Source organism: Reichenbachiella carrageenanivorans (genome assembly GCF_025639805.1).
In the GTDB taxonomy this organism is placed as follows: domain Bacteria; phylum Bacteroidota; class Bacteroidia; order Cytophagales; family Cyclobacteriaceae; genus Reichenbachiella; species Reichenbachiella carrageenanivorans.
On sequence record NZ_CP106735.1, the window covers coordinates 901762 to 924396 of the forward strand.

Sequence of the window (22635 nt, forward strand, 5' to 3'; positions counted from 1 at the left end):
ACTAATATCCTTTGGGTAAAACGAGTTCAGTCAATACGGTATTTTCAGTTTCGTTTTTGATTGAAAACCGAGCCATGTCTCCATAGATCAGTTCTATTCTCTTCTGGGTATTGACCAGCCCATACCCACTCTTTTTGGTTGGTTTATTTTCTAAATATACACCCGAATTTCTAATTTGAACAACTAGAAAATCTCCTTCTATTCTACTCATCACGTTGATGGTGCCTCCAGACTTCAATTTTGAAATACCATGCTTTATTCCGTTTTCGACCAAGGTTTGAATCATCATGGGTGGGATTTTTATCTTATATGTCCGTTCACTGATATTTAGTTCTACCCGTAAACGTTCTTCATATCTGATCGATTCAAGACTGAGGTAATCTTCTACGGTGGCCATTTCGTCTTGGAGCAAAACGAGCTTTTCTTTATCCACTTGAAGTGAATTTCTTAGAATATTAGATAATTGAGTAATCGCCGATTTAGATTTTTTAGGGTCTTCATCTACCAAGGCCCGAATGCTATTCAAGGCATTGAATATAAAATGTGGATTGAGTTGAGCACGCAGATTATTCAGTTCGGTGTCCCTAATTACAGCCTGATACTGCAAAGACTTATTGTACTCCTCAAAATAATGATACGTGAAATACACTAGCGACCACAAGAAATACATGGAGGTAGGCCCCAAAATACTCAACAACATATTGATAGGCTTTAGCTCCACCGACATAATGAGCGTGCCCATCAGATAAGATACCAAAAGTAGCAACACATAGTTGACCAACCCTAAAACAAGGTTGGAAATCAAAATACGAGGAATCAATTGAATTGAAGAAAAAGCAAACCACTCCTTTTTCTTGATCTGAACACGCAGGAAGTGAGTCGAACCAATATAAAATACGACCTGAAATACTGCACCAAAAAAATCCGTGGAAGTGACCTTGCGGCTTTGTAGCAAAAGCACACTAAAATTGAGCAAGCCCCAAAAGGACCATCCAATAATTTGGCACAACCAATAGGCACGCTGCTTTGTGATCTGCATATTTGTCAAAAATATAGAAACCCAACGATAGGGCTACTATGATTTGACCAGTGGTGATATAAGAAGGTCTATGGCTATATTTAAAAGCTGTCTCAAAATCTCCATTCACCTTCATTTAGCTTTTGAGACAGCCTTAATTGAGAATATTATACCTCTACTAATGGTTCTGGTTTTGCTTTTTTCCTCGCCTTGGCTTTTACGAATGGTCTAATGATCAGGCGTGTACCACGATCGTATGTAAAATAATTCCAAAGCCAATTGCCAAAGATCACGATCTTGCTACGAAACTCTACGATAAGGATCAAATGCACAAACATCCAAGTAAGCCACGCCATAAAACCTCCGTACTTGAATTTACCCATCAGTTCGGTCACTGCCTTGTTTCTACCTACAGTAGCCATGGTTCCTTTGTCCAAATACTTAAACGCTTTCCAAGGTTTGCCTTTAGACAAGCCATTTAGATTGTTGGCTAAAAGCTGTCCCTGCTGTATCGCCACAGGGGCTAGCATGGGATGGCCTCTCGGATGATCTTCATCCATCATACTGGCCACATCTCCAATGGCATAAATATTATCGAAGCCCACCACACGACTATACTCATCTACTTTAAATCGCTTGTCGGGAGTGATGTCATGCGTCAGTCCTTCGATCGCATTACCTTTCACTCCTGCGCCCCATACCAGCGTTTCGCTAGGAATCTGCATACCGTCGTTGAGTGTGACCGTCTCCCCATCAAAGGCTTTTACTACTTTGCCTACATAGATATTGACGTCAAATTTTTTGAGATAGTCAAATGCCTTCCTGCTGGAATATTCCGACATCGCACCGAGCAATCGCTCCTGCCCTTCGATCAGATAAATCTGCATCTTGTTGAGATTGAGCTCTGGGAAATCTTTCGGCAACACATGTTTTTTCAATTCGCCCAGCGCACCAGCTACTTCCACGCCAGTAGGCCCTCCGCCTACAATCACATAGTTCATCAGGCGCTGCATCTCATTTTCGTCGGTCTTGAGTACCGCCTTTTCGAAATTTTGTAAGATTTGGCTACGCAAGTTGAGGGCATGCGGTACTTGCTTAAGAGGAAAACTTTTCTTCTCGAAATCGTCATTACCAAAAAAATTGGTCAACGACCCACAGGCCAATACCAGTCGGTCATATTTCACACTCCCGATATTGGTTTCTACTATCTGATTTTCACCGTCTATCTTACTGACCGTGGCCATCCTAAAGTAAAAATTCTTCCTGTTTTGAAAACTCTTCCTGAGCGGCCCAGCTATTGAGTCCGGCTCTAATCCAGCCGTGGCTACCTGATACAGGAGGGGCTGAAACGTGTGATAGTTATACCTATCGAGCAATACTACTTGAAATTGTGAGGTGTCTAGTTTTTTAAGAAATCTGAGGCCTCCAAAGCCTCCACCTACTACTACTAATCTGGGTAATTCTGATTGAGGAATTTTGATCTCCCCACTTTCGCCTACCATGTTTTTATACGGTTTGAGTACTTTAAAATCTAACGATCTTAGAAGACGCGAAGTTCAGAAATTTTAAACTAAATAATAATAATTAACGAATAGAAAAACGATAATTAATTCGCTTTCAGCAAGTCTTTTTTGTTCAGCAACATACAAGTAATAAATCCACTTGTGGCCGACATCACGTGAATGAAAGAAATGTGGACATCAATGCCGATTACTGCAAGATTGATAGTTTCGAAACAAGCAATCAATCCGAGCAGTACCCACGGCTTTCTACTCATATATGCCAATGCTCCAATCAAAGCATAAAACCCAACAGATCCACCCATCCAGTTACGTTCAAAGCCAAACTGGAAAAAGGAAATATCTGGCCAATAAGCGATGCCAATATTGAACATGGTACCAAAAAAGACACCCACAAAAATATAGGACACGAAAAAGATAATGGCAGTAGCCTTGGTTCCGTGCTGCACTTCGAATGACTGTACGGGCATCATAAATCCGAATATGGTCACGAACAGAATGTGATCCAGCCCGTTATGAAAAAACGGAGCGGTAAACCAACTGATGACATAATTGAGTGGCTCAGTGACCATCTTGATCATCCATATGGCTCGATCGCAGGCAAAGGCCAGCTGCCAGGTTTCGTCACAATTGCGCGTAGACGCAAAACCCAAAGCAGCAATAATAGACCAAACCACAACCAAATACAGCAGCGTAAATGGTCTGGACTTCACCCATTCCCCAAATTCCATGCGTTCTCCATACACATTAGTCCAAAACCACTGATAAGGGATCAATTGCTCGCCAGTATGTTTTTTTCTGTGGGTTGTCCTGTTAGTCTCTGCCATTCCTCAATTTTCAAAGCCGCCAAAATAGGCCAAATATTTTAAGATGATAATTCCTCCGCCAAAAACTTGGCTGTGTAACCCGCATTTATCTTCACCACTTGCTCTGGTGTACCCTCGGCTATGATCTGCCCTCCGCCATGGCCTCCTTCTGGACCTAGATCGATCACATGATCCGAGATCTTGATCACGTCGAGATTGTGTTCGATAATCATGACTGTATTGCCTTTTTCCACCAAAATATTGAGCACATTGAGTAGATGCTGTATGTCTTGGAAGTGCAAGCCTGTGGTAGGCTCGTCGAGCACATAAAACGTCTGGCCAGTATCTTTTTTCGACAGCTCTGTGGCCAATTTGACGCGCTGTGCCTCACCGCCCGACAAAGTGGTGGCATGCTGTCCCAGTGTGATATAACCCAACCCTACCTCTTTCAAAGTTTTAATTTTGCGTACAATTTTCGGCTGGTGCTCAAAAAAGTCTACGGCCTGCTCTACCGTCATGTCGAGCACGTCGGAGATCGACTTGCCTTTAAATCTTACTTCGAGCGTTTCGCGATTGTAGCGTTTGTCTTTACACGTTTCGCACGGCACGTACACATCTGGCAAAAAGTCCATTTCTACCAGCTTCATTCCCGCACCTTCACACGTCTCACATCTCCCACCCTTCACATTGAATGAAAACCGGCCAGGCTTGTAGCCTCTGATCTTAGACTCTGGCAACTGAGAAAACAATGCTCGAATATCTGTAAATACACCCGTATAAGTAGCTGGGTTCGACCTCGGCGTTCTCCCAATAGGGGACTGATCCACTTCTATGATCTTATCCACCTCATCTGTACCTATTATGCTTTTATATGGCAAGGGGTCTTTCCTCGATCGGTAAAATTTCTTATTGAGAATGGGTACAAAAGTCTCATGAATCAACGAAGATTTCCCACTACCAGACACACCCGTCACACAGATCATTTTGCCTAAAGGCAAAATGAGATCCACATCTTTCAGGTTGTGACCAGTAGCACCCTTCAGCTCTATTTTTTTACCATTACCTTCTCTTCTTTTGTCTGGCACGGCTATCGTTAGCTGACCATTGAGGTAACCAGATGTAGTCGTTGGTTTTTTGACAAACTCGGCTGGAGTGCCTTCTGCAACCACCTGTCCGCCATGACGCCCAGCACCTGGCCCTATGTCTATGATATAGTCTGAGTCTAGCATCATGTCTTTGTCGTGCTCCACTACGATCACGGTATTACCCAAATCACGGAGGTCTTTTAGTGCTTTGATCAGCTTCACGTTGTCTCGCTGATGCAGGCCAATACTCGGCTCATCAAGGATGTACAACACACCTACTAACTGCGTTCCGATCTGAGTAGCCAACCTTATCCGCTGCGCTTCTCCGCCAGACAAAGTCCGAAGTGGTCGGTTGAGTTCTAAGTAGTTTAGCCCCACATCCAACAGAAAACCCAATCGTTTTCGAATCTCCTTGAGGATTTCTACAGCGATCATATTCTGGCGCTCCGTCAATCGATCTTCTATGTCATGAAACCAGTCCGTCAAATCATTGATATTCAATCGAGCCAATTCAGATATATTCTTATCTGCTATTTTGAAATGCAAAGATTCCTTTCTGAGCCTAGCACCATCGCACTCTGGACAAGTCGTGGTAGTGGTGAAATCCTTGATCCATTTTTGAATTTTTTCAGTGCCGCTATCTTTCTGTTTTTCCAAGAAATTGGCAATCCCTTCAAACTCAGTATTCCACTCCGTGCCCTGGATATTTTTTGGAGCTGACGGCTACAGGCTCGTCTTCTCCATATAGCAGCACATCGAGCACAGCAGGTTTGATGTCCTTGATCGGAGTAGTCAGACTGTATTTGTGCCTTTTTAGGATGGCTTCAATTTTCTTGAATATCCAAATGTCTCTGAATTCGCCTAAAGGCAAAATAGCTCCTCTGCTGATGCTCAAAGTATCGTCTGGGATGATATTTTCTTTTTCAATTTTCTCTATGACCCCCAGTCCGTTGCAGCATTGGCAAGCGCCATAGGGCGAGTTGAATGAAAAATTGTTGGGAGCGGGATCGTCGTAGGCCAGCCCCGACTTGGCATCCATCAGGTTTTTGGAGAAGTGATGCATCTCGCCTTGCTCATCCAAAATCATCATGATGCCTTTGCCTTGCTGTATGGCCGTCTTGAGCGAAGCATTGATTCTGATCTTGTCTTTGTCTCGTACTTGCACTCGATCGATCACGATTTCTATGTCGTGCGTTTTGTATCGATCTACTTGCATCTTGGGCACGAGGTCTTGCAGCTCGCCATCAATCCTAACTTTGGTATAACCCATCTTGGCGATCTGCACAAACAGCTCTCTGTAGTGACCCTTTCGACCTTTGACTACTGGTGCCAGAATAGAAATTTTTTGATCTTCGAAAAAAGACAATACATGAAAGAAGATCTGCTCTTCGGTCTGCTTTTCCATTTTCTCTCCTGTCACATAAGAGTAGGCGATACCTGCTCTAGCAAACAACAATCGCATAAAGTCATAAACCTCTGTAACTGTGCCTACCGTAGATCGTGGGTTTCTACTGGTGGTCTTTTGTTCGATAGAAATGACAGGAGAAAGTCCGTTGATCTTGTCTACATCGGGTCGCTCCATGTCGCCCATAAAGCTACGCGCATAGGCAGAAAAGCTCTCCATATACCTACGCTGCCCCTCGGCATAGATGGTGTCGAAAGCCAACGAAGACTTACCACTCCCACTGATACCTGTGATCACAACCAGCTGATTGCGTTTAAATTTTACATCTATGTTTTTGAGATTGTGCTCGCGGGCGCCATATACTTCTATATAATCCGTATGCTCTCCTTCTAGCGAATCCAAAATGGTGGGTTCTTCTACTTGTACTGCCTTTGCCATTATTCTCTTGCTGGTATTTTTACTTCAAATTTTTGGCCTTGCTTCACACGCATATCATACGTTCTGATCCAAGGGTTGAGTCTTTTCAATTGGTAATAATTGGTACCATGCGCTTCGGCAAAATCGTTCCAATTGGCAATCGAGGCCTCTACTGTAATGTTTTCTATAGGTTCGGGGGTATAAATTTCGTCTATCTCAAACCCATAAGCTGTAGGGTCTTCAAGCATATTTTTGAGTGCCAAAATTCTGAACACATACCTTGAGGGCTCCTCGGTCATTACCATGTCGTAGTAGGAAGTTGCACGCTGATTTTCTAGCACCTTAGCCACACCACTCATACCCATGTTGTACGAAGCAGCCACGAGTGCCCAGTCCCCAAATTTCTCATACGCCTTTTTCAAATATTTGATGGCAGCTTCTGTGGAACGAATAGGGTCGTAACGTTGATCCACTTCTTTGTTGACAATCAAACCAAAATCTCCTGCTGTGCCCTTCATAATTTGCCAGAAACCTACGGCTTGGGCGGGCGAGACTACTTGCGCCAGTCCGCTTTCGGCTACTGCCAAGTATTTAAAATCCGTAGGCACGTCGTTGGCTGCTAGGATAGAGTCCAAAAGTGGCAACCAACGTTGGGCTCTTTTGATCAGTATGATGGAATTGGAATGCCAAAAGGCGTTGACTTGAAGTTCTCGATCCAACCGCTCTCTTACATCCATTCGGTCGAGCGGCACCGCTTCGCCAGCAAATGTCATGACTTCAGGTACGGGATATCCTTTGATGGCATGATTGTTTTGCTTGATCTCCACCACAGGCTCTGGCTCAGATATAGCCACCGTCTGCACAGTAGTATCGAAATCTCTGGTAAACACACGATCAGCCACATAGATACCTACGCCTCCAATCAACAATCCCACTAAAAAATATTGGTGCTTTTTTAACATGCTGTGTTTAGAAGTTCGGAGACAATTTGTATTGATCGTAAAAATCGTCAATAACAGCTACAGCCTCAGATTCGGTTTCTACCAAATGGAATAACTTCATGTCCTCTGCGTTGATGTTTTTCTCTTTGACCAATACCTCTTGGAGCCAATCTACCAATCCGCCCCAGTAGTCCTTGCCCACCAATACGATAGGAAATTTTTCTATCTTATTGGTTTGAATCAAGGTTAGTGCTTCAAACATTTCATCCAACGTACCAAATCCGCCTGGCATCACGATGAAGCCCTGTGAATAACGCACAAACATGACTTTTCTCACAAAGAAATAATCGAAATTGATCAACTTTTCTGGGTCTATGTAGATGTTGTTGTTTTGCTCGAATGGCAAATCGATATTCAACCCCACAGACTTACCATTTTCACTACGAGCGCCCTTATTGCCCGCTTCCATGATACCAGGACCTCCACCCGTAATCACGCCATATCCATGACGGACCAACTTGGCTGCGATCTCCTCGGCCATTTGATAATACTTGTGATCGGGCTGTGTTCTAGCCGATCCAAAAATGGATACACAAGGGCCAATTTTAGCCAGTTTTTCGAAGCCTTCTACAAACTCCGACATGACCTTGAAGATCACCCATGAGTCTGCACTTTTAATTTCATTCCAATTTCGATTTTTAAAGGCTTTTTTTATTTTTTCAACATGTGCTTTTTTCTTAGATCCGTCTCCCATCTTATTTCTTATTCGTTGGTTATTAAATATTTATGGTTTCAAAAAATGCCAAGCCGGCAAAGGTAGAGATAATTGGCCAAAGCCTCAATCCTGACTTAACAATTCGCTAAGCGACTCCTTCACTAACTGGTGTTTAAATTGATAACCTGAATTTTGAAGTTTTGTACATGATACTTTATGCCCTTGTAGAAGCACCGCAGACATCTCGCCCAGCAAACCTCTGAAGATAAATGCTGGCACATTGGGTAGCCACAATGGGCGCTCAATAGCTCTCGCTATCAAACGAGTCAGTTCGTCATTAGTTACGGGGAAAGGTGCCACCAAATTGAAAGCCCCTGATAGCTCTTGCTGCTCGATCAAGTGTCCTACAGCTCCACACCAATCTTGCCAATGAATCCAATTGATATACTGCTGTCCAGACCCCAAAGCTGCACCTGCATAATAGCGAACAGGTAGCAACATCTTTGGGAACGCACCCCCAGCACCATCTAGCACCAACCCTGTACGCAACCGAACCACTCGCATACCTAGTGCAGAAAAACGATCGGCCTCCGTCTCCCATTGAACACATACCTGTGCCAGAAAATCGGTTCCTGATCGATCCTCCTCATCCGACACATATTCAAAATCTCTAAAGCCATAATAACCAGTAGCCGATGCACAAAGCAGCGCTTTGGGTTTCTTCTCCATTTTTTCAATGGCGTCGTAGAGCAATCGGGTAGAAAGTATCCTGCTGTCTACGATCTCTTTTTTTCGAGCATCCGTCCAGCGACCTTCGGCTATATTGGCTCCAGCCAAATGGATAACCACCTCCACTCCATCCAAGGCTCTGGGGTCTATGTATCCATTCTGCAAGCTCCATTTGTACTGCGGCGACTCTGCCGAAAGTTGTTCGGTACGGCTTACGAGCCTCGGGAGCATACCCAACGACCGTAAGTACCCCACCAGTCGCTGTCCAATTAATCCTGTGCCTCCCGTGACTAATACATGCATTCTAATCAAATTTTAATGTTGAAAAAAGCGTCAGAAACTGACCCTTTTAAAGTTATTGACTATTTTAGAATTTAGTCGAAACCAAACACCAGTTAATGAACTTTTCTTTTGAGTCATATCAGCAACTCATCGTACTGAGTCTAGGGTTTGCTGTGATTTGTATAGCAGCATCTCGCATTGCACCCCTCTTCCAGAGGGTTAATTTGCCTATCATCACTGGTTTTTTGGCCACTGGTGTTTTAGCAGGGCCTTATATTTTGGATTTGGTACCCAAGGAATCTTCGCACCAGCTCAATTTTATCAATGAAATTGCGTTGGCATTCATTGCCTTTGCTGCAGGCTCTGAGTTATACTTGAGGGAACTGCGTTCACGGTTCAAAAGCATCAAATGGAATACCATTAGTCAACTGGTCGCTACTTTTGGTTTTGGAGGTCTCTCGGTTTTCTTTCTGTCTGACCTGATCCCATTTATTGCAGATACAGACTTCAGCACCCGGTTGAGTGTTTCGCTATTAGCTGGTGCTATATTCGTAGCACGGTCTCCTACTAGTGCCATTGCCATCATCAACGAGCTACGTGCCAAAGGGCCTTTGACACAAACAGTATTGGGTGTAACCGTACTGACCGATTTTTTCGTCATCATTCTTTTTGCGGTGGCCATGTCATTCGCGGTTAGCTTATCTGGTGGAGATCATTTCAACTACATCAGTATTATCTTCCTCTTGGTTGAAATTTCCGTGTCTTTAGGCATAGGATTTCTACTAGGCAAAGTACTCAATATCGTTATCTCGTTTCGAATCAGACGCTATGTCAAATCTATCCTCATTGTTGCATTGGGCTATTCGGTATATATAATAAAACTCTACATACAAGATATCTCAACCGGGTTTATGTCTCATGCCTTTACCATCGAGCCGTTGATTATCTGTATCATAGCGAGTTTTTATGTGGCCAATTACACCAAAAACCGACCTGAGTTTCTATCCATTCTGGACAAAACTTTTCCGCTGATCTATGCAGCCTTTTTTACTTTGACTGGGGCTTCCCTTTCGCTATATGCGCTCATGGACGCTTCTTTGATTGCTTTACTTTTTTTCTTCATCAGGTTGTTGTCCATCATGGCAGGCAATTACTTTGGAGGAGTGATGGCAAAAGATCCATGGCCACAAATCCATGTAGGTTGGATGCCATATGTCACTCAAGCTGGAGTAGCACTAGGGTTGACTGCCGTGGTTTCCAATGAATTTCCTTCTTTTGGGCCCGACTTTGCAGCCTTCATCATAGCCATAGTCGTGATCAATGAGATCGTAGGGCCGCCACTGTTTAAATACGCAATCACCAAAGCGGGTGAAAATCGTAACAAAGGATCATTCAAATTCGATGGCGTACGAGATGCTATTATTTTTGGCTATGAATCTCAAAGCGTTTCTTTGGCTCGCCAACTCATGAACAATGGATGGCAAGTTCAAATCGTGACTCGCAAAAAACCCAAAGAAATAGAAGTGCCTGATGGCATTGTCTTAAGACATATCGAACAAGTGGATCTCGATACACTTAAAGCCATGAATGCCGATAAGTCAGAGGCCATTGTATGTCTCATGTCCGACCGAAGAAACCTAGAAGCCTGTGAATTGGCTTACAAGCATTTTGGCACACCAGACATGATTGTCAGGCTTGGTGATCGTTCGTATTATGATAAATTTTTGGCTCTGGGGGTCAGAGTGGTAGACCCGTCTACAGCAATTGTCAGTTTGCTCGATCACTACGTCCGATCACCTCAAGCCACTTCTCTCCTATTGGGAATGCAGCCAGGTCAGGACACCAGAGACCTGGAGCTACAGGATCAAAGTTTGCACGGCATCACGCTACGCGATCTCAGGTTACCATCAGATGTACTGATTCTATCTATTCACCGTGGGGGGCAAATGATTATTTCCCACGGCTTCACGCGATTAAGAGTAGGTGATGTAGTGACTTTCGTAGGGTCTACAGAGAGCTTAGATGTAATGCAGTTAAAATTTGATAACTACTCTTCGTAAGCCCAGTCGATGCCCGTCTTCATGTCTTTGAGCACTACACCTTGTGCTTTTAGGCTATTTCGGATTTCATCTACTTTGCCGTAGTCCTTAGCTTCTTTAGCTTCTTTGTATATCGTCAGTAGTACACTGATTAGGCCATCGGCATCTACATTATTTTCTTCTTTTAGCCCCAAAACATCCAAGATAAAGCCTTCAAATGTTTCCTTCATTCGGATGAATGTGTCGGTACCAATTTCAGCGATACTCAAAGCACCAGTATGAATGGAGTTTATTTTTTTCAAGAGATTGAATAAATGGCCAATAGTCAATGCCGTATTAAAATCGTCGTTCATGGCACGGTAGCAATTGTCGCAAAGACTGTTGATCTGCTGAATTGCCTTTTCATTTGGATCAGCGGCAACAATGCCTTCAGCTGACATACTCCTTAATGTTTTTAGCCCGTTCATCAATTTGCGGTAGCCCTTTTGTGCTGCGCCCAAGGCTTCATTGGAAAAGTCCAAAGTACTCGCATAATGAGATTGCAGCATGAAAAACTTAGTAGTCATTGGACTATACGCCTTGTCTAAGAGAGGATGGTCTCCTGCAAATAACTCTCTTGGCAAAAAGGAATTACCTAGAGACTTGCTCATTTTTTGCCCATTCACGGTAAGCATATTGGTATGAATCCAATATTTCACAGGATCTGTACCATGTGCCCCTACCGACTGTGCCAATTCACATTCGTGGTGCGGAAATTTCAAGTCCATCCCTCCACCATGAATGTCAAACGTTTGACCTAAATATTTTTTGCCCATTACGGTGCACTCCAAATGCCAACCAGGAAAACCTGCCCCCCATGGTGAATTCCACCGCATGATATGCTCTGGCGATGCATTTTTCCATAAGGCAAAATCCACAGGATTCCGTTTTTCTTCTTGTCCGTCGAGTGTGCGAGTATTGGATAGTAGCTCTTCTATTTTTCGACCCGAAAGTTTGCCGTAGTCATTATCTTTTTGATAAGCATTTACATCAAAATAAACCGACCCTTCTACCTCGTAAGCCAGTCCTTTTTCTATCAAAAGCTCAATCATTTCGATCTGCTCTAAGATATGTCCTGTTGCCGACGGTTCTATACTCGGAGGCAAGGTATTGAACATGGCCATGACCTGATGAAAATCCTGCGTATAGCGCTGCACGACCTCCATCGGCTCTAGGTTTTCGAGTTTTGCTTTTTTACCAATTTTATCTTCGCCTTCATCTTCGTCATTGACCAAATGCCCTACATCCGTAATGTTTCGTACGTATCTGACCTTATACCCAAGGTGCATCAAGTATCTGAAAATCACATCAAAACTCAAAAAAGTACGGACGTTACCCAAATGCACATCGCTATAGACCGTAGGCCCGCAGACATACATCCCCACATGAGGTGCATGGATAGGCTCGAATAATTCCTTTTTCCCTGAAAGGGAGTTATTGATACGAAGATCTTTCAGCATGGATGATGGTTTTAATGACAATGAAAACTGGGTTATACGGTGTCGCCCCAAAAAAGGTGATTATTTCAGGTTGAAAGTTACTTCTAATTTAATATCTGGGTGAATGCTAAGAGCAACTGGACAAGTTTTTGCCGCATTGATAAGCATCGTTTTTTGTTTATCGCTCAAGTCTAATTTAGGCCAATTGAAATTAACATGAATTTCGGACACCTTTCTTGGCTGTGCGGACATTACCTTGGTGATATCTGTAGTGAGCCCTTCCATGGCAATGTGCTCTCGGTCGGCAACTTGCCCCATGATGGTCATCATGCAAGCACTCAATGAGAAAGACATAAGATCCGTCGGGGAAAAGGCTTCACCCTTTCCCATATTGTCCACAGGTGCATCAGTAATGATCTTATTTCCAGACGGGAGATGAGTGCCTTCGGTACGAAGGTTACCCAGATATTCATTTTTTAAGGTGCCCATTAAACTTTAGATTTTGAAAAAACGTTATTTTGCAAAGCTTAAGCACCTGCGCTTCAAATCAAAAGTTATCAGAATTTTATTTTGTTGAGATAATGTAATAAGTAAGTGGAGTTGTTAGATTTATAAGAATATGCAGAGGAAACTCATACTTATATCGTGCCTTGTACTTTTAGCCACCAGTGGATTTGCTCAGTCCTCAGGACAATACGAGTATACCAAAGAATTTATCTGGGGAGTAAACAAAAATACCAATGGTGGTCTGATCGGTGGATTTGTGATGAAGTTTTCTAGTGCCATTAGCGAAACACAGTTTAGAACCATTGGTTTTGAACTGATGAATGTGAAGCACCCTAAAGAATTCAGAAGAAATTCAGTAGCAGGCAATCCTTTCATCTATGGCAAATCAAACTATCTCTACGCCATCCGGGCACAGTATGGCCGAGATTTCATCCTGTTTAGGAAATCGCCTCAACAAGGCGTACAAATCAATGCTTCTATTGCTGCTGGTCCTACGATCGGCATCGTAGCTCCTTATTATGTAAAAGTGGCCAGTGGCGGTGGCGACCGTGGGCAGGCCGTTCCATTTGGCTACGATCCTAGGACTACAGGCTCCAGCAATCCAATGCTCTACTCCTACCAATCCATCACAGGCACAGGACATTTATTTCAAGGGCTTGGAGAGTCTTCGATCAAACCAGGACTTAACTTAAAAGCTGCTATGGTCTTTGAACTGGGTTCTTTCAAAAGCAACGTTACTGGGTTCGAGATAGGTACACTGATAGAAGCCTATGCTGGTCAAATAGAACTTATGCCCGAAGAAGACAATCGCTCGATGTTTATCTCTGCTTTCATCACCTTATTCTACGGGCATCGAAAATAAAGCCTGAGACCCCCATCCTTTTAAAAAACCAGCCGTAAACCCTTCAAGTTAATCCACTTGTTTGTTTCTTTGCACAAATTTTAGTTTCATGATAGAGTTACCAGTAATCGACGGGAAGCAGGCCAGAAAACGCACCAAGCCAGATTGGCTTAGAGTAAAACTGCCTGTAGGACAGAGTTATGCCAATGTGCGTAAGATTGTAGACGAAAACAAATTACACACCATTTGCGAAAGCGGCAATTGCCCTAATATGGGTGAGTGTTGGGGTGCTGGCACGGCTACTTTCATGATATTGGGCAATGTCTGTACGCGAAGCTGTACGTTCTGTGCAGTAGCCACTGGGCGCCCACCTGAGTATGATACCAACGAACCCAAACGTGTGGCTGATGCTATCAAAACGATGGGAGTAAAACATGCCGTGATCACTTCGGTAAACCGTGATGAACTCAAAGACCGTGGTGCTGAAATCTGGTACCAAACCGTAGTAGAAACTAAAAAAGCCTCTCCAGAAACAACGATTGAAATTCTAATCCCTGACGTCAAAGCTAAATGGGACGCTCTCTATCGTATGATCGATGGAGGACAAGAAGTAGTCTCTCACAATATGGAGACGGTAGAAAGTCTATACAGAAGGGTTCGCCCTCAGGCGAGATATGCACGTAGCCTAGAGCAAATCAAGCTGACCAAAGCCTATGGCCAGCGCACCAAATCTGGCATTATGTTAGGGCTAGGAGAAACAATAGACGAAGTACACAAGGCGATGGATGATCTGGTAGAAAATGGTTTGGATATATTGACTTTAGGTCAATACCTACAACCAACCAAGATGCACATTGAAGTAGCTGAATTTATCCATCCAGATCAATTTGAAAAATACAAAGAAGAAGGCTTAAAACGAGGATTGAAATATGTAGAATCTGGACCCTTGGTCAGATCTTCGTACCATGCAGAACGGCATGTAAATGTGCCCATCTAAATCTGGATAATAATTTTCTAAAAGAAGCATTCTCAAAACTTGATGCCATCATCAGACTGAGGCTCTTCTTTGCTACCTCACGGCTATATTTTCATTTTCTATCTGAGAAAGTTCAATGAGCGATGCCTCAATGAAGGCTTGATCCAAATCCTGAACCTCCACATCTTTTCGGGCGGGTTTAAAATTGATATAATCTTGAAAAACCATACCCTCTATTGTACGTCTGTTCACAGCCTGCCTAAAACGAACTCCCCCACCATCAGTTAGATATGAATAAGCTAGATAGTCTAGTAAGCCCGTCTCTACATTAATCCAGTACACGAACACGTCTTCAAAATCTTCACCCCCATTGTCTTGTTTAAATGTTACCCTTACTTTGTCATACAGGTGCTTGTTGATCACTTTTTGACCTAGGTATTTTTTGACAACTGCGGGATCATTGAGACCGTATGGCAATTGAAAAAAGTACAACACTGAGTTGACAGAATTAGCATATTTTACCTTCATTTCATCACTTAATACCTGAAGGGTATCATTGATATACCGCTCTAGTTCCGTGCTATTTACCAATACGTCTTTCACTTGCGTGACGCTATCCTGTTCAAATGCTCGGATATAGGTATAACTACCCTTTTTCCGCTGTACCAGATAGTGTTTGTCTCTAAAATCGAAAGTGACCGTGCGTCCTTCGAAGAGCTGCCCTCCATGTGCAGCTATGGTTTGGTCTATGATCTTCTGAGGTTTTTTGCTAGGTGTACATGCAAAAGCAGAAATAGAAAGAAAGATAAAAAGCAGCTTTTTCATACAATTAGTTTTGTTCATTGAAAGATACGTGGCTAGCGCGATTGAGTTGAATGAATTGATAAACTATTGAGATAATTATATCCTGATAGGATTCTTCAAAAATCAAAAACATTACTACATTTGATTCCAACATTAAAAACGAAATCAGATGGCAATATTAGGACTGAGAACTACCATATACAAGGTTGGCAATATAGAAGAGGCGAAAGCATGGTACACCGAAGTATTTGAAACCCAACCCTACTTCATAGACGAAGAATACGTGGGATTTAATATTGCAGGCTATGAACTAGGGCTACAGCCAGAGACCAATCCCACTACCGACAAAGCAGAGAGTGTGATCAACTATTGGGGAGTGGATGACATCAACATCAGGTTCAAAAAAATACTAACTCAGGGTGCTACAGAGCACGAACCTCCTACTAATGTAGGCGGGGCTCTTGTGGTTGCATCAGTCAAAGATCCATGGGGCAACATTATTGGCCTGATCTACAACCCAGATTTCAAACTCTAATAAAAACACAGCCTATTCAGGGAGAGGCTAGAATGTTATTCCCAAGTAATAGATGTCTCAAAAAGACGATCTCCCTGAGCCATAGATTTTGTGATTTTTACATTCAGATTTTTACAGCCACAGATTTCCAAGGCCATTTCCATCCAGCCTGCGATTCGATATTCGATCAATTCGTTTTTGATGGGCAGTTGAGTGAACTGAATCACCATCGAATAATCCGTGCTTTGTGCTACTGTCAAGTCTGAAGGGTCGTAAAATGTAGCTATGACACGAGAAGCCCTTTTGAGCAAAAATGCTGGAGAACTAATCAGCACAAATACTTTATAGATGCCCGTAAGACCCATTTTTGCACTATAACGTCCAGATTCCCAAGCTCCTTTTTTCTTATCCGTGTATAACAAATCACAAAGCACCTGAGTAGGAGCAATCACCCCTGGCTCTACTGGATACCAATTGGAAGTAGACACTGAAGATAATAACAGGCTGGAGGCCGCAGACAACCCATTCTTCCACTGTTCATACTTACTCGCATGTACATCGGCGACAAAATTATCTATACTTTTAATTACTGATCCTCTGACTTGCATACTGAGTTTATTATTACATGGATGAATCTCAAATATAAGAATTAAAGAGAAATCGACTAAAATAATTACGCTAAACTAACGTGACAAAAAAGAGATTAACCTGATCCCATACAGATGACAGCACATCGCCGTACCTTTCGCAGCAATTTCTACTCAAATAGACTGGTATTTCTAAATGATTTTGGCAGGTTTGCCTCATGAATACCGAATCTCAGCCCCTCGTCTCTATTATCATGGCCACCAAGGACACAGAGCCTTATTTACCTGCTTGTCTAGACTCTATTCTGGCACAGACTTACCAAAACTGGGAACTCATCGCTGTCAATGATCATTCCTCTGATCGGACACCTGAAATATTAGAGACCTATGCGGCAAAAGACATGCGGGTACGCGTATTTCATAGCGACCGACCCAGACTCATACCGACCCTGCAAGAAGGGTATAAACACGTACGAGGCACTCTCATCAATCGAATGGACTCAGACGACAAGATGCCTGCAGACAAAATAGAAACCCTTGTAAACGAATGGTTAAAGCACGGCAAGGGTACTGTGATCGCTGGAGGCACCGAGCACTTTGTAGATGATGGCGAAGTAGGCGATGGGTTTCTACGCTACGAAAAATGGCTCAACGATGTAGCAAAACGTAGTGCACATTATGAGGAGATTTACAAAGAATGCGTGATCCCATCGCACAGCTGGATGGCACACAAAGAGGACTTAGACGCGGCAGGAGCCTTCGATTCAGAGATTTACCCCGAAGACTACGACCTCACATTTCGATTTTACAAACAAGGTTTGAAAATCGCTGGTATAGACAAAGTCTTACACCACTGGCGAGATCGATCCAATCGCATTTCACGGACGTGGGAAGAGTACAAAGACAATAGATACTTCGATCTAAAAGTCAGAAATTTCTACGCCTTGGATCGAGACAAAAACAGACCACTAGTGCTATGGGGTGCGGGCAGAAATGGCAAAGACATGGCCAAACTGCTCCTAAAAGAAGAACAGCATTTGCACTGGGTATGCGACAATGAAAACAAAATAGGAAGAGATGTATACGGCGTGATATTGACGCACTTTGAGGAAATACCTAGACTCGAATATCCTCAGGTTATGATTGTGGTAGCTTCGCCTGACGGACAAAAAGAGATTCGTCGGCAGCTAGAAAAATGGGGCAAAAAACCAGTCAAAGATTTCTGGTTTTTTGCCTAATGACCCAATCAGCCAAAAATTTCTTTTACATTTTTATCAATCTTACCTGCTAGGATATCTGTAGGTAAGTCATTGATGTCTGAGCCAAATGGATCTTCGATCTCCTCTGCCAGTAGCTCAATACTCATCAGAATGTAGAGAATCAAAACAACGATAAGGATCGTCCAATAGTGATACACTGTCACAAAGGCAAAAGGCAATGTAGCAATGTAGGCGAAGATAAATTTCTTCATAAACATACTGTATGAATATGGGATCGGTGTGTTTCTGATTCTCTCACACTTACCCATGATATCGGTCAGTGATTTGAGTTCCCCATCGAGCACTCTGTATTGCTCTGGATCCATCACCTTCTCTCCTTTCAATTTATTGGTAATGCCGATCAGCCTTTTGGCTATGGCATTAGGAATATGGTCTAGGTTTTCCATTTTCAATTTCTCCACCAATTCGGCTGCTACCTCAGCTGGTACGCCTTCTCTCAGGTGGTCTTTCAACGCTCTAGGATAGGCAGAAATACACTCGCTGATATAACCTCGTTCTGGATGATTCATCGGCACCATTATCGAAAATTTGATGGCGAGGTTTCTCGTATTATTTACTAACTCTCCCCATACTTTACGACCTTCCCACCACCGATCATAGGCGCCATTGGTTCTGAAAACCAAAAAGAAACCCAGTACAATACCTAAGATACTGTGAACCGATGTCGTACTGATAAAATCAATATTCAGCTCATAAAATACATAGGTGATAATCGAAGTATATACCGTAACGTATAAGAGTGCGGGTAGCAGACGTTTAAAAACATATCTACTGTAGCTGTGAAAAAGTAAGTTTAGCCAGCTCTTGGGGTTGTATTCTACCATGCGCCAAAACTATCAAAAAATGCCTAAAGGCAAAGCAATGGTTAATACCTAGCATTTAATACACAGTAAAATACGTATTTTTACGGATCAGATACAGCGACTTATACTGCTCTTATTTTTCTTCTTTCAATTTTCCTCTGAGTACACTCACGTTAGAGTTGAAAGGATGGCCTGTCGCACGACGAAAAGACACCACTTGCCCCACATGCCAAATAGCATCTGCCAATGGACCATTAAGCTGATTCCAAAAGGGATACTCAGTACGTCCATTATCTGAAATGAACACGATCTTATATAACTCCAAATCGTCATTCGTACTTTCTCTGAGAATTTCGCTTGCTTCTTGAATGTTCTTCAACGTTTGTGTTCTTTTCTCCTCAAACGCCAACACTTCTCCCTCACTTTTGGTGAAATCGTTGGGCAATTGCTTTGTCGCATTTACCAACACCTTGGAGAGTTCATAGATATGATCGATTGTCTCGGCACTTGTACGTGCCTCGAGCGATGGCTGATAGGCCAAATCTTCAGCTGTCAGACCTTCTGTACCCCAATAATACCTAAACCCCAAGGCATCGACCATACGAGCCGCCACAGTGCCAGCCGTATAAGACGATGGATAAGCAGGAATTTCAAAATAGTAATCTGAGGGACTTTGTGCATAACTAGCCGATTGGACAAGTATCAACACCGCAAAAAAGAATTTCATAAATCAGTCTATATTGTAGAAATGCAAAGTGATAGGAATTATTTAAAAATGGAGTAACATTCCAAATGTTTTTTAAATCTACATATGACACCAAACATCTCCTCCGCCAAGTGCCTTAATTAATTTACCTAAAACGCATCGCCAAGCCTAGTCCATTCGTGTTGATATTGAAATTAAAATTGACGGCCACTTTTTTATACCCATTGTTGTAGTAGTTCATGGCTTTGTCTGCATTTTTTTCAAACCCTTTTTTGAAAGGGATAGACAACAGCGCACAGCCAGCACCTATATAAGCCAAAGTCCAGTTGGGGTCGTCGTTGCCGGCGATATACTCACCGATCGGCCAAAAAATCAGAACACTCGACGCTGCCGTAAGCAAGGCGTCTCCCATAGAATTCAACGCTAGGGGCTTTACAAATTCACTCATATTAGGGTCATCCTTCATCAAGGTCATGAACTGAGCACTACTCATCGTGATTCCACATTTTTTATACGCTGCTTGATTTTTGAAAAGTCCAGTTTTAACTTTTTCAATCGCATCATCCGTTTGTGCTAGACAAGTAAAACTGCCTAAATAAGCAGCTATACAAAGGGTTAAGATTAGCTTTTTCATAAGTGGTGGTTTTAATTCTAATTGTGTTTTAAAAGCAAAGGTTAAAATAACCTGTATTAGGATAAATAATACGTACTTTGATAAAGAAGTGATCGAATCAACTCTTCTACTGGGTAGAAACCAAAAGAGCAGTCATAAATTGACTGCTCTTTTTCTGGTCGGAATGACAGGATTTGAACCTGCGACCCCCACGTCCCTAACGTGGTGCGCTACCGGACTGCGCCACATCCCGATTTGTATTTGGGGTGGCAAATTTAAGTAAAAAAATAAGTGATAATCAACTCCAAAAGCTTTTTGTAATAAAATCTATATCAACACTCTTTTCTTCGATCAAGTCAACCACAGCAGAATTAAAAAAAATAAGTTGAGCATAAAGGCAGATATGAAATTTAACCGCATGGTGTGTCGAAAATCGGCCTGGCTTTCGTCCTTCCATACTTTCATAAACCAAGACAAAAAATAGACACACACAGGCAGCAACAGCACCATAAAATACCCACCTATCTGAATAGTGAAAGTTTCCTTGAAATAGAAGAAAAAACCCAAACTAGAAATCAGAAAGAATAGCCCCGTAAAATAAAATGTACCCTTGACTCCCAACCGCAGACTCAAGGTGATGTCGCCACGCTGCTGATCTTCGCCATGCTGGTAGATCTGCGTCATCGGATAGCTACCCAGCAACAGCAACGTGCTCAACATAGCCGGGCACTGCCACGTCCAGCTCAACAACCCGAACAGCTCGATTTCGGCTACACCATATACTGTCATCAAAAAAGTAAAATAACCCTGAAAAAAACCTACGGCCAACCAGCCCCAAATGGGCCTCCTTTTCAACCGTACAAGTGGATGACTATAAGCCTTGGAGGCCAATCCATACATCAAAAGCATCACGCTAAATTTCCAATCCACCAGCCACCCAAGCATCAGTGCCAAGGCATCCAGTATAAGTGCCCATTTGTACAAGTCCTTCGTAGTAGCTGGCGGATGCTCCAGCCCTCCAATACTGCCCTCGTCTCTATCAAAATAAGAATTGTAGCCATTGCTGGCAGGATACAAAAGAAAGTGTAGAATAAAAAAAACCAGCCCCAATCGCCCCCAATTTGTAGGGTGTAATATAGCCACGCCGAAAATAAATACCGGCAGGAGATAAAATGAAAATGGAAACCGAAGGTGTAAAAAAGTGGACTTTTTCATTGAATGAGCATATTACTAAATTTTCATAAAAATGACAGGATTACTATTCTGCACTTGGGAAAACGAATTTAGAAAAAAACCTCTCCAAGGGTTCTCAAAGAAGCTATCCTGAAATAACAAAAATTCCTACAATCATCCAAAACAACCCTTGGAGGGTTACTTTGGGTGATCTACCCTGTTGAATGCGATGGCTCTATTTTCTTCACCACTCAATTTATTAAAATGGATAGTGCAGAAAATTCTTTATTTTCAAGCTAGAAATGGGAGCATACATCACCGCCATAGGAACCGCCAATCCAGCCAACCGCTACGCACAAGAAGATCTTGCGCATTTTATGTGCAAACACCTGACGGCCGACGAACAAGAAGCAAAAAAACTACAAGTGCTCTATCGGGCCACAGGCATTCAATACAGACACTCTGTCTTGGACGACTACAAAAAACAACTCGGCACATTCAGCTTTTATCCAAACCATGCAGGCACCTTTCCCAGCACAGAAAAACGCATGGCTATCTATCGAGAAAAGGCACTGCCACTAGCCATCTCTGCAATTACAGACTGCTTGGGCAACAGTCACCCCTTTCCAGAATTTACCCATCTGATCACCGTAAGTTGCACCGGTATGTATGCCCCTGGGCTAGACGTGGATCTGGTCAAGGCACTCAACCTATCTGCAAATATCAGGAGAAATAGCCTGAATTTTATGGGCTGCTATGCCGCCATGAACGCCATGGGCATGGCCAAAGACATCTGCGACAATCACCCTGTAGCCCAGGTGCTCATCGTAAGTGTAGAGCTCTGCAGTCTGCATCTGCAAAAGGAGCAAACCGAAGACAACCTACTTGCCCATTCGCTCTTTGCAGACGGTGCGGCAGCCGTGGTGGTGAAAGGGCAGTCTGCGCCCAACGAACCTGCGCTTGCCATTCTCCACACCGCCAGCCAACTACTCGTGAATGGGCAAAGTGATATGGCTTGGCAAATTGGCAATACGGGATTTCAAATGGCACTGACGGCCTACGTCCCCAAAATCATAGAAGGAGGTATCTCCGCCTTGACCCACAAACTGATGGCTCAGACTAGCCTTTCCTTGACGGATATCGACGCCTTTGCTATTCACCCTGGAGGCAAAAAGATTTTGGAAACAATTGAAACTGAGCTTGGCCTATCTAAACAGCAAAACGCAGCCGCTTACGAGGTACTTCGAAACTATGGCAATATGTCGTCGCCAACGGTACTATTTGTACTAAAAAAAGTATGGTCAGATTTGAAAACACAACCTAATAAACAAATCCTTTCTTTCGCCTTCGGTCCTGGCCTGACTATGGAAAGCCTATTATTCAAAACCATCTAATC

At 43.0% G+C, this 22635-nt stretch carries 20 protein-coding genes, 1 tRNA gene and 1 pseudogene; 6 read left to right on the forward strand and 16 right to left on the reverse strand.

Annotation, left to right across the window (positions count from 1 at the left end; genetic code table 11):
• Position 1: 1 nt before the first annotated feature.
• From N7E81_RS03490 to N7E81_RS03520, 7 genes and pseudogenes are all read right to left on the reverse strand, one after another.
• Complete coding sequence (locus N7E81_RS03490; protein WP_263051894.1) at positions 2-1039, reverse strand: sensor histidine kinase; 1038 nt, start codon at positions 1037-1039, stop codon at positions 2-4.
• Between the two features lie 146 nt (positions 1040-1185).
• Positions 1186-2520: an NAD(P)/FAD-dependent oxidoreductase gene (locus N7E81_RS03495; protein WP_263051895.1), complete on the reverse strand. Its 1335-nt coding sequence runs from the start codon at positions 2518-2520 to the stop codon at positions 1186-1188.
• A gap of 104 nt (positions 2521-2624) precedes the next feature.
• Entirely contained in the window at positions 2625-3365 is a 741-nt protein-coding gene (locus N7E81_RS03500; protein WP_263051896.1) for a rhomboid family intramembrane serine protease, read from the reverse strand.
• 38 nt (positions 3366-3403) lie between these two features.
• Positions 3404-6272: pseudogene (gene uvrA, locus N7E81_RS19375) on the reverse strand (excinuclease ABC subunit UvrA).
• Positions 6272-7213: a lytic transglycosylase domain-containing protein gene (locus N7E81_RS03510; RefSeq protein ID WP_263051897.1), complete on the reverse strand. Its 942-nt coding sequence runs from the start codon at positions 7211-7213 to the stop codon at positions 6272-6274. Before N7E81_RS03510 ends, uvrA begins: the two are co-directional and overlap by 1 nt.
• 7 nt (positions 7214-7220) lie before the next feature.
• Positions 7221-7946, reverse strand: coding sequence for an LOG family protein (locus N7E81_RS03515; RefSeq protein WP_263051898.1), 726 nt, complete (start codon positions 7944-7946; stop codon positions 7221-7223).
• An 84-nt stretch (positions 7947-8030) separates the two neighbouring features.
• Positions 8031-8939, reverse strand: coding sequence for a TIGR01777 family oxidoreductase (locus N7E81_RS03520; protein WP_263051899.1), 909 nt, complete (start codon positions 8937-8939; stop codon positions 8031-8033).
• Positions 8940-9034: 95 nt separating this feature from the next.
• On the opposite strand from N7E81_RS03520, the gene N7E81_RS03525 reads away from it, so the two are divergent.
• Complete coding sequence (locus N7E81_RS03525) at positions 9035-10978, forward strand: monovalent cation:proton antiporter family protein (RefSeq protein ID WP_263051900.1); 1944 nt, start codon at positions 9035-9037, stop codon at positions 10976-10978.
• Here the strand turns inward: N7E81_RS03525 and cysS are convergent.
• Positions 10966-12456 carry a cysteine--tRNA ligase gene (cysS, locus tag N7E81_RS03530; protein WP_263051901.1) on the reverse strand — a complete coding sequence of 497 codons (1491 nt, stop codon included), beginning with the start codon at positions 12454-12456 and terminating at the stop codon, positions 10966-10968. The two genes, N7E81_RS03525 and cysS, sit on opposite strands and share 13 nt — an antisense overlap.
• 60 nt (positions 12457-12516) lie before the next feature.
• On the reverse strand, positions 12517-12924 hold the full coding sequence (locus tag N7E81_RS03535) for an OsmC family protein (RefSeq protein WP_263051902.1): 408 nt from the start codon (positions 12922-12924) through the stop codon (positions 12517-12519).
• A gap of 130 nt (positions 12925-13054) precedes the next feature.
• Here N7E81_RS03535 and N7E81_RS03540 point away from each other — a divergent pair, with 130 nt between their 5' ends.
• Both N7E81_RS03540 and lipA read left to right on the forward strand, forming a co-directional pair.
• A complete protein-coding gene (locus tag N7E81_RS03540; protein WP_263051903.1) occupies positions 13055-13804 on the forward strand; it encodes a hypothetical protein in 750 nt (249 codons plus the stop codon).
• Positions 13805-13892: 88 nt separating this feature from the next.
• On the forward strand, positions 13893-14780 hold the full coding sequence (gene lipA / locus N7E81_RS03545; RefSeq protein WP_263051904.1) for a lipoyl synthase: 888 nt from the start codon (positions 13893-13895) through the stop codon (positions 14778-14780).
• Positions 14781-14852: 72 nt separating this feature from the next.
• On the opposite strand, the gene N7E81_RS03550 is transcribed toward lipA, so the two are convergent.
• A complete protein-coding gene (locus tag N7E81_RS03550) occupies positions 14853-15584 on the reverse strand; it encodes a DUF6503 family protein (RefSeq protein ID WP_263051905.1) in 732 nt (243 codons plus the stop codon).
• Between the two features lie 148 nt (positions 15585-15732).
• Between N7E81_RS03550 and N7E81_RS03555 the strand changes: the two genes are divergently transcribed.
• On the forward strand, positions 15733-16098 hold the full coding sequence (locus N7E81_RS03555; RefSeq protein ID WP_263051906.1) for a VOC family protein: 366 nt from the start codon (positions 15733-15735) through the stop codon (positions 16096-16098).
• Positions 16099-16133: 35 nt separating this feature from the next.
• Here the strand turns inward: N7E81_RS03555 and N7E81_RS03560 are convergent, their stop codons facing one another.
• Positions 16134-16685, reverse strand: a complete 552-nt coding sequence (locus N7E81_RS03560; RefSeq protein ID WP_263051907.1) for a hypothetical protein — start codon at positions 16683-16685, stop codon at positions 16134-16136.
• A gap of 197 nt (positions 16686-16882) precedes the next feature.
• On the opposite strand from N7E81_RS03560, the gene N7E81_RS03565 reads away from it, so the two are divergent.
• The gene (locus tag N7E81_RS03565) at positions 16883-17902 is read left to right on the forward strand and encodes a glycosyltransferase family 2 protein (RefSeq protein WP_263051908.1); all 1020 of its coding nucleotides are present in this window, start codon (positions 16883-16885) and stop codon (positions 17900-17902) included.
• A gap of 8 nt (positions 17903-17910) precedes the next feature.
• Here N7E81_RS03565 and N7E81_RS03570 read toward each other — a convergent pair whose 3' ends face one another.
• From N7E81_RS03570 to N7E81_RS03590, 5 genes are all read right to left on the reverse strand, one after another.
• Positions 17911-18768, reverse strand: a complete 858-nt coding sequence (locus N7E81_RS03570; protein WP_263051909.1) for a bestrophin family protein — start codon at positions 18766-18768, stop codon at positions 17911-17913.
• Positions 18769-18880: 112 nt separating this feature from the next.
• Entirely contained in the window at positions 18881-19474 is a 594-nt protein-coding gene (locus N7E81_RS03575; RefSeq protein WP_263051910.1) for a hypothetical protein, read from the reverse strand.
• Positions 19475-19598: 124 nt separating this feature from the next.
• Positions 19599-20087: a hypothetical protein gene (locus N7E81_RS03580; protein ID WP_263051911.1), complete on the reverse strand. Its 489-nt coding sequence runs from the start codon at positions 20085-20087 to the stop codon at positions 19599-19601.
• 155 nt (positions 20088-20242) lie between these two features.
• A tRNA-Pro gene (locus N7E81_RS03585) sits at positions 20243-20319 on the reverse strand.
• Between the two features lie 98 nt (positions 20320-20417).
• A complete protein-coding gene (locus N7E81_RS03590) occupies positions 20418-21281 on the reverse strand; it encodes a UbiA family prenyltransferase (protein WP_263051912.1) in 864 nt (287 codons plus the stop codon).
• Positions 21282-21541: 260 nt separating this feature from the next.
• Here N7E81_RS03590 and N7E81_RS03595 point away from each other — a divergent pair, with 260 nt between their 5' ends.
• A complete protein-coding gene (locus N7E81_RS03595) occupies positions 21542-22633 on the forward strand; it encodes a type III polyketide synthase (RefSeq protein ID WP_263051913.1) in 1092 nt (363 codons plus the stop codon).
• Positions 22634-22635: the final 2 nt, after the last annotated feature.

What these genes read in the sequence shown, in the direction of transcription:
- N7E81_RS03490 (WP_263051894.1), bottom strand. Translation starts at nt 1,039, where the DNA reads ATGCAGATCACAAAGCAGCGTGCCTATTGGTTGTGCCAAATTATTGGA.
- N7E81_RS03495 (WP_263051895.1), bottom strand. Translation starts at nt 2,520, where the DNA reads ATGGTAGGCGAAAGTGGGGAGATCAAAATTCCTCAATCAGAATTACCC.
- N7E81_RS03500 (WP_263051896.1), bottom strand. Translation starts at nt 3,365, where the DNA reads ATGGCAGAGACTAACAGGACAACCCACAGAAAAAAACATACTGGCGAG.
- N7E81_RS03510 (WP_263051897.1), bottom strand. Translation starts at nt 7,213, where the DNA reads ATGTTAAAAAAGCACCAATATTTTTTAGTGGGATTGTTGATTGGAGGC.
- N7E81_RS03515 (WP_263051898.1), bottom strand. Translation starts at nt 7,946, where the DNA reads ATGGGAGACGGATCTAAGAAAAAAGCACATGTTGAAAAAATAAAAAAA.
- N7E81_RS03520 (WP_263051899.1), bottom strand. Translation starts at nt 8,939, where the DNA reads ATGCATGTATTAGTCACGGGAGGCACAGGATTAATTGGACAGCGACTG.
- N7E81_RS03525 (WP_263051900.1), top strand. Translation starts at nt 9,035, where the DNA reads ATGAACTTTTCTTTTGAGTCATATCAGCAACTCATCGTACTGAGTCTA.
- cysS (WP_263051901.1), bottom strand. Translation starts at nt 12,456, where the DNA reads ATGCTGAAAGATCTTCGTATCAATAACTCCCTTTCAGGGAAAAAGGAA.
- N7E81_RS03535 (WP_263051902.1), bottom strand. Translation starts at nt 12,924, where the DNA reads ATGGGCACCTTAAAAAATGAATATCTGGGTAACCTTCGTACCGAAGGC.
- N7E81_RS03540 (WP_263051903.1), top strand. Translation starts at nt 13,055, where the DNA reads ATGCAGAGGAAACTCATACTTATATCGTGCCTTGTACTTTTAGCCACC.
- lipA (WP_263051904.1), top strand. Translation starts at nt 13,893, where the DNA reads ATGATAGAGTTACCAGTAATCGACGGGAAGCAGGCCAGAAAACGCACC.
- N7E81_RS03550 (WP_263051905.1), bottom strand. Translation starts at nt 15,584, where the DNA reads ATGAAAAAGCTGCTTTTTATCTTTCTTTCTATTTCTGCTTTTGCATGT.
- N7E81_RS03555 (WP_263051906.1), top strand. Translation starts at nt 15,733, where the DNA reads ATGGCAATATTAGGACTGAGAACTACCATATACAAGGTTGGCAATATA.
- N7E81_RS03560 (WP_263051907.1), bottom strand. Translation starts at nt 16,685, where the DNA reads ATGCAAGTCAGAGGATCAGTAATTAAAAGTATAGATAATTTTGTCGCC.
- N7E81_RS03565 (WP_263051908.1), top strand. Translation starts at nt 16,883, where the DNA reads ATGAATACCGAATCTCAGCCCCTCGTCTCTATTATCATGGCCACCAAG.
- N7E81_RS03570 (WP_263051909.1), bottom strand. Translation starts at nt 18,768, where the DNA reads ATGGTAGAATACAACCCCAAGAGCTGGCTAAACTTACTTTTTCACAGC.
- N7E81_RS03575 (WP_263051910.1), bottom strand. Translation starts at nt 19,474, where the DNA reads ATGAAATTCTTTTTTGCGGTGTTGATACTTGTCCAATCGGCTAGTTAT.
- N7E81_RS03580 (WP_263051911.1), bottom strand. Translation starts at nt 20,087, where the DNA reads ATGAAAAAGCTAATCTTAACCCTTTGTATAGCTGCTTATTTAGGCAGT.
- N7E81_RS03590 (WP_263051912.1), bottom strand. Translation starts at nt 21,281, where the DNA reads ATGAAAAAGTCCACTTTTTTACACCTTCGGTTTCCATTTTCATTTTAT.
- N7E81_RS03595 (WP_263051913.1), top strand. Translation starts at nt 21,542, where the DNA reads ATGGGAGCATACATCACCGCCATAGGAACCGCCAATCCAGCCAACCGC.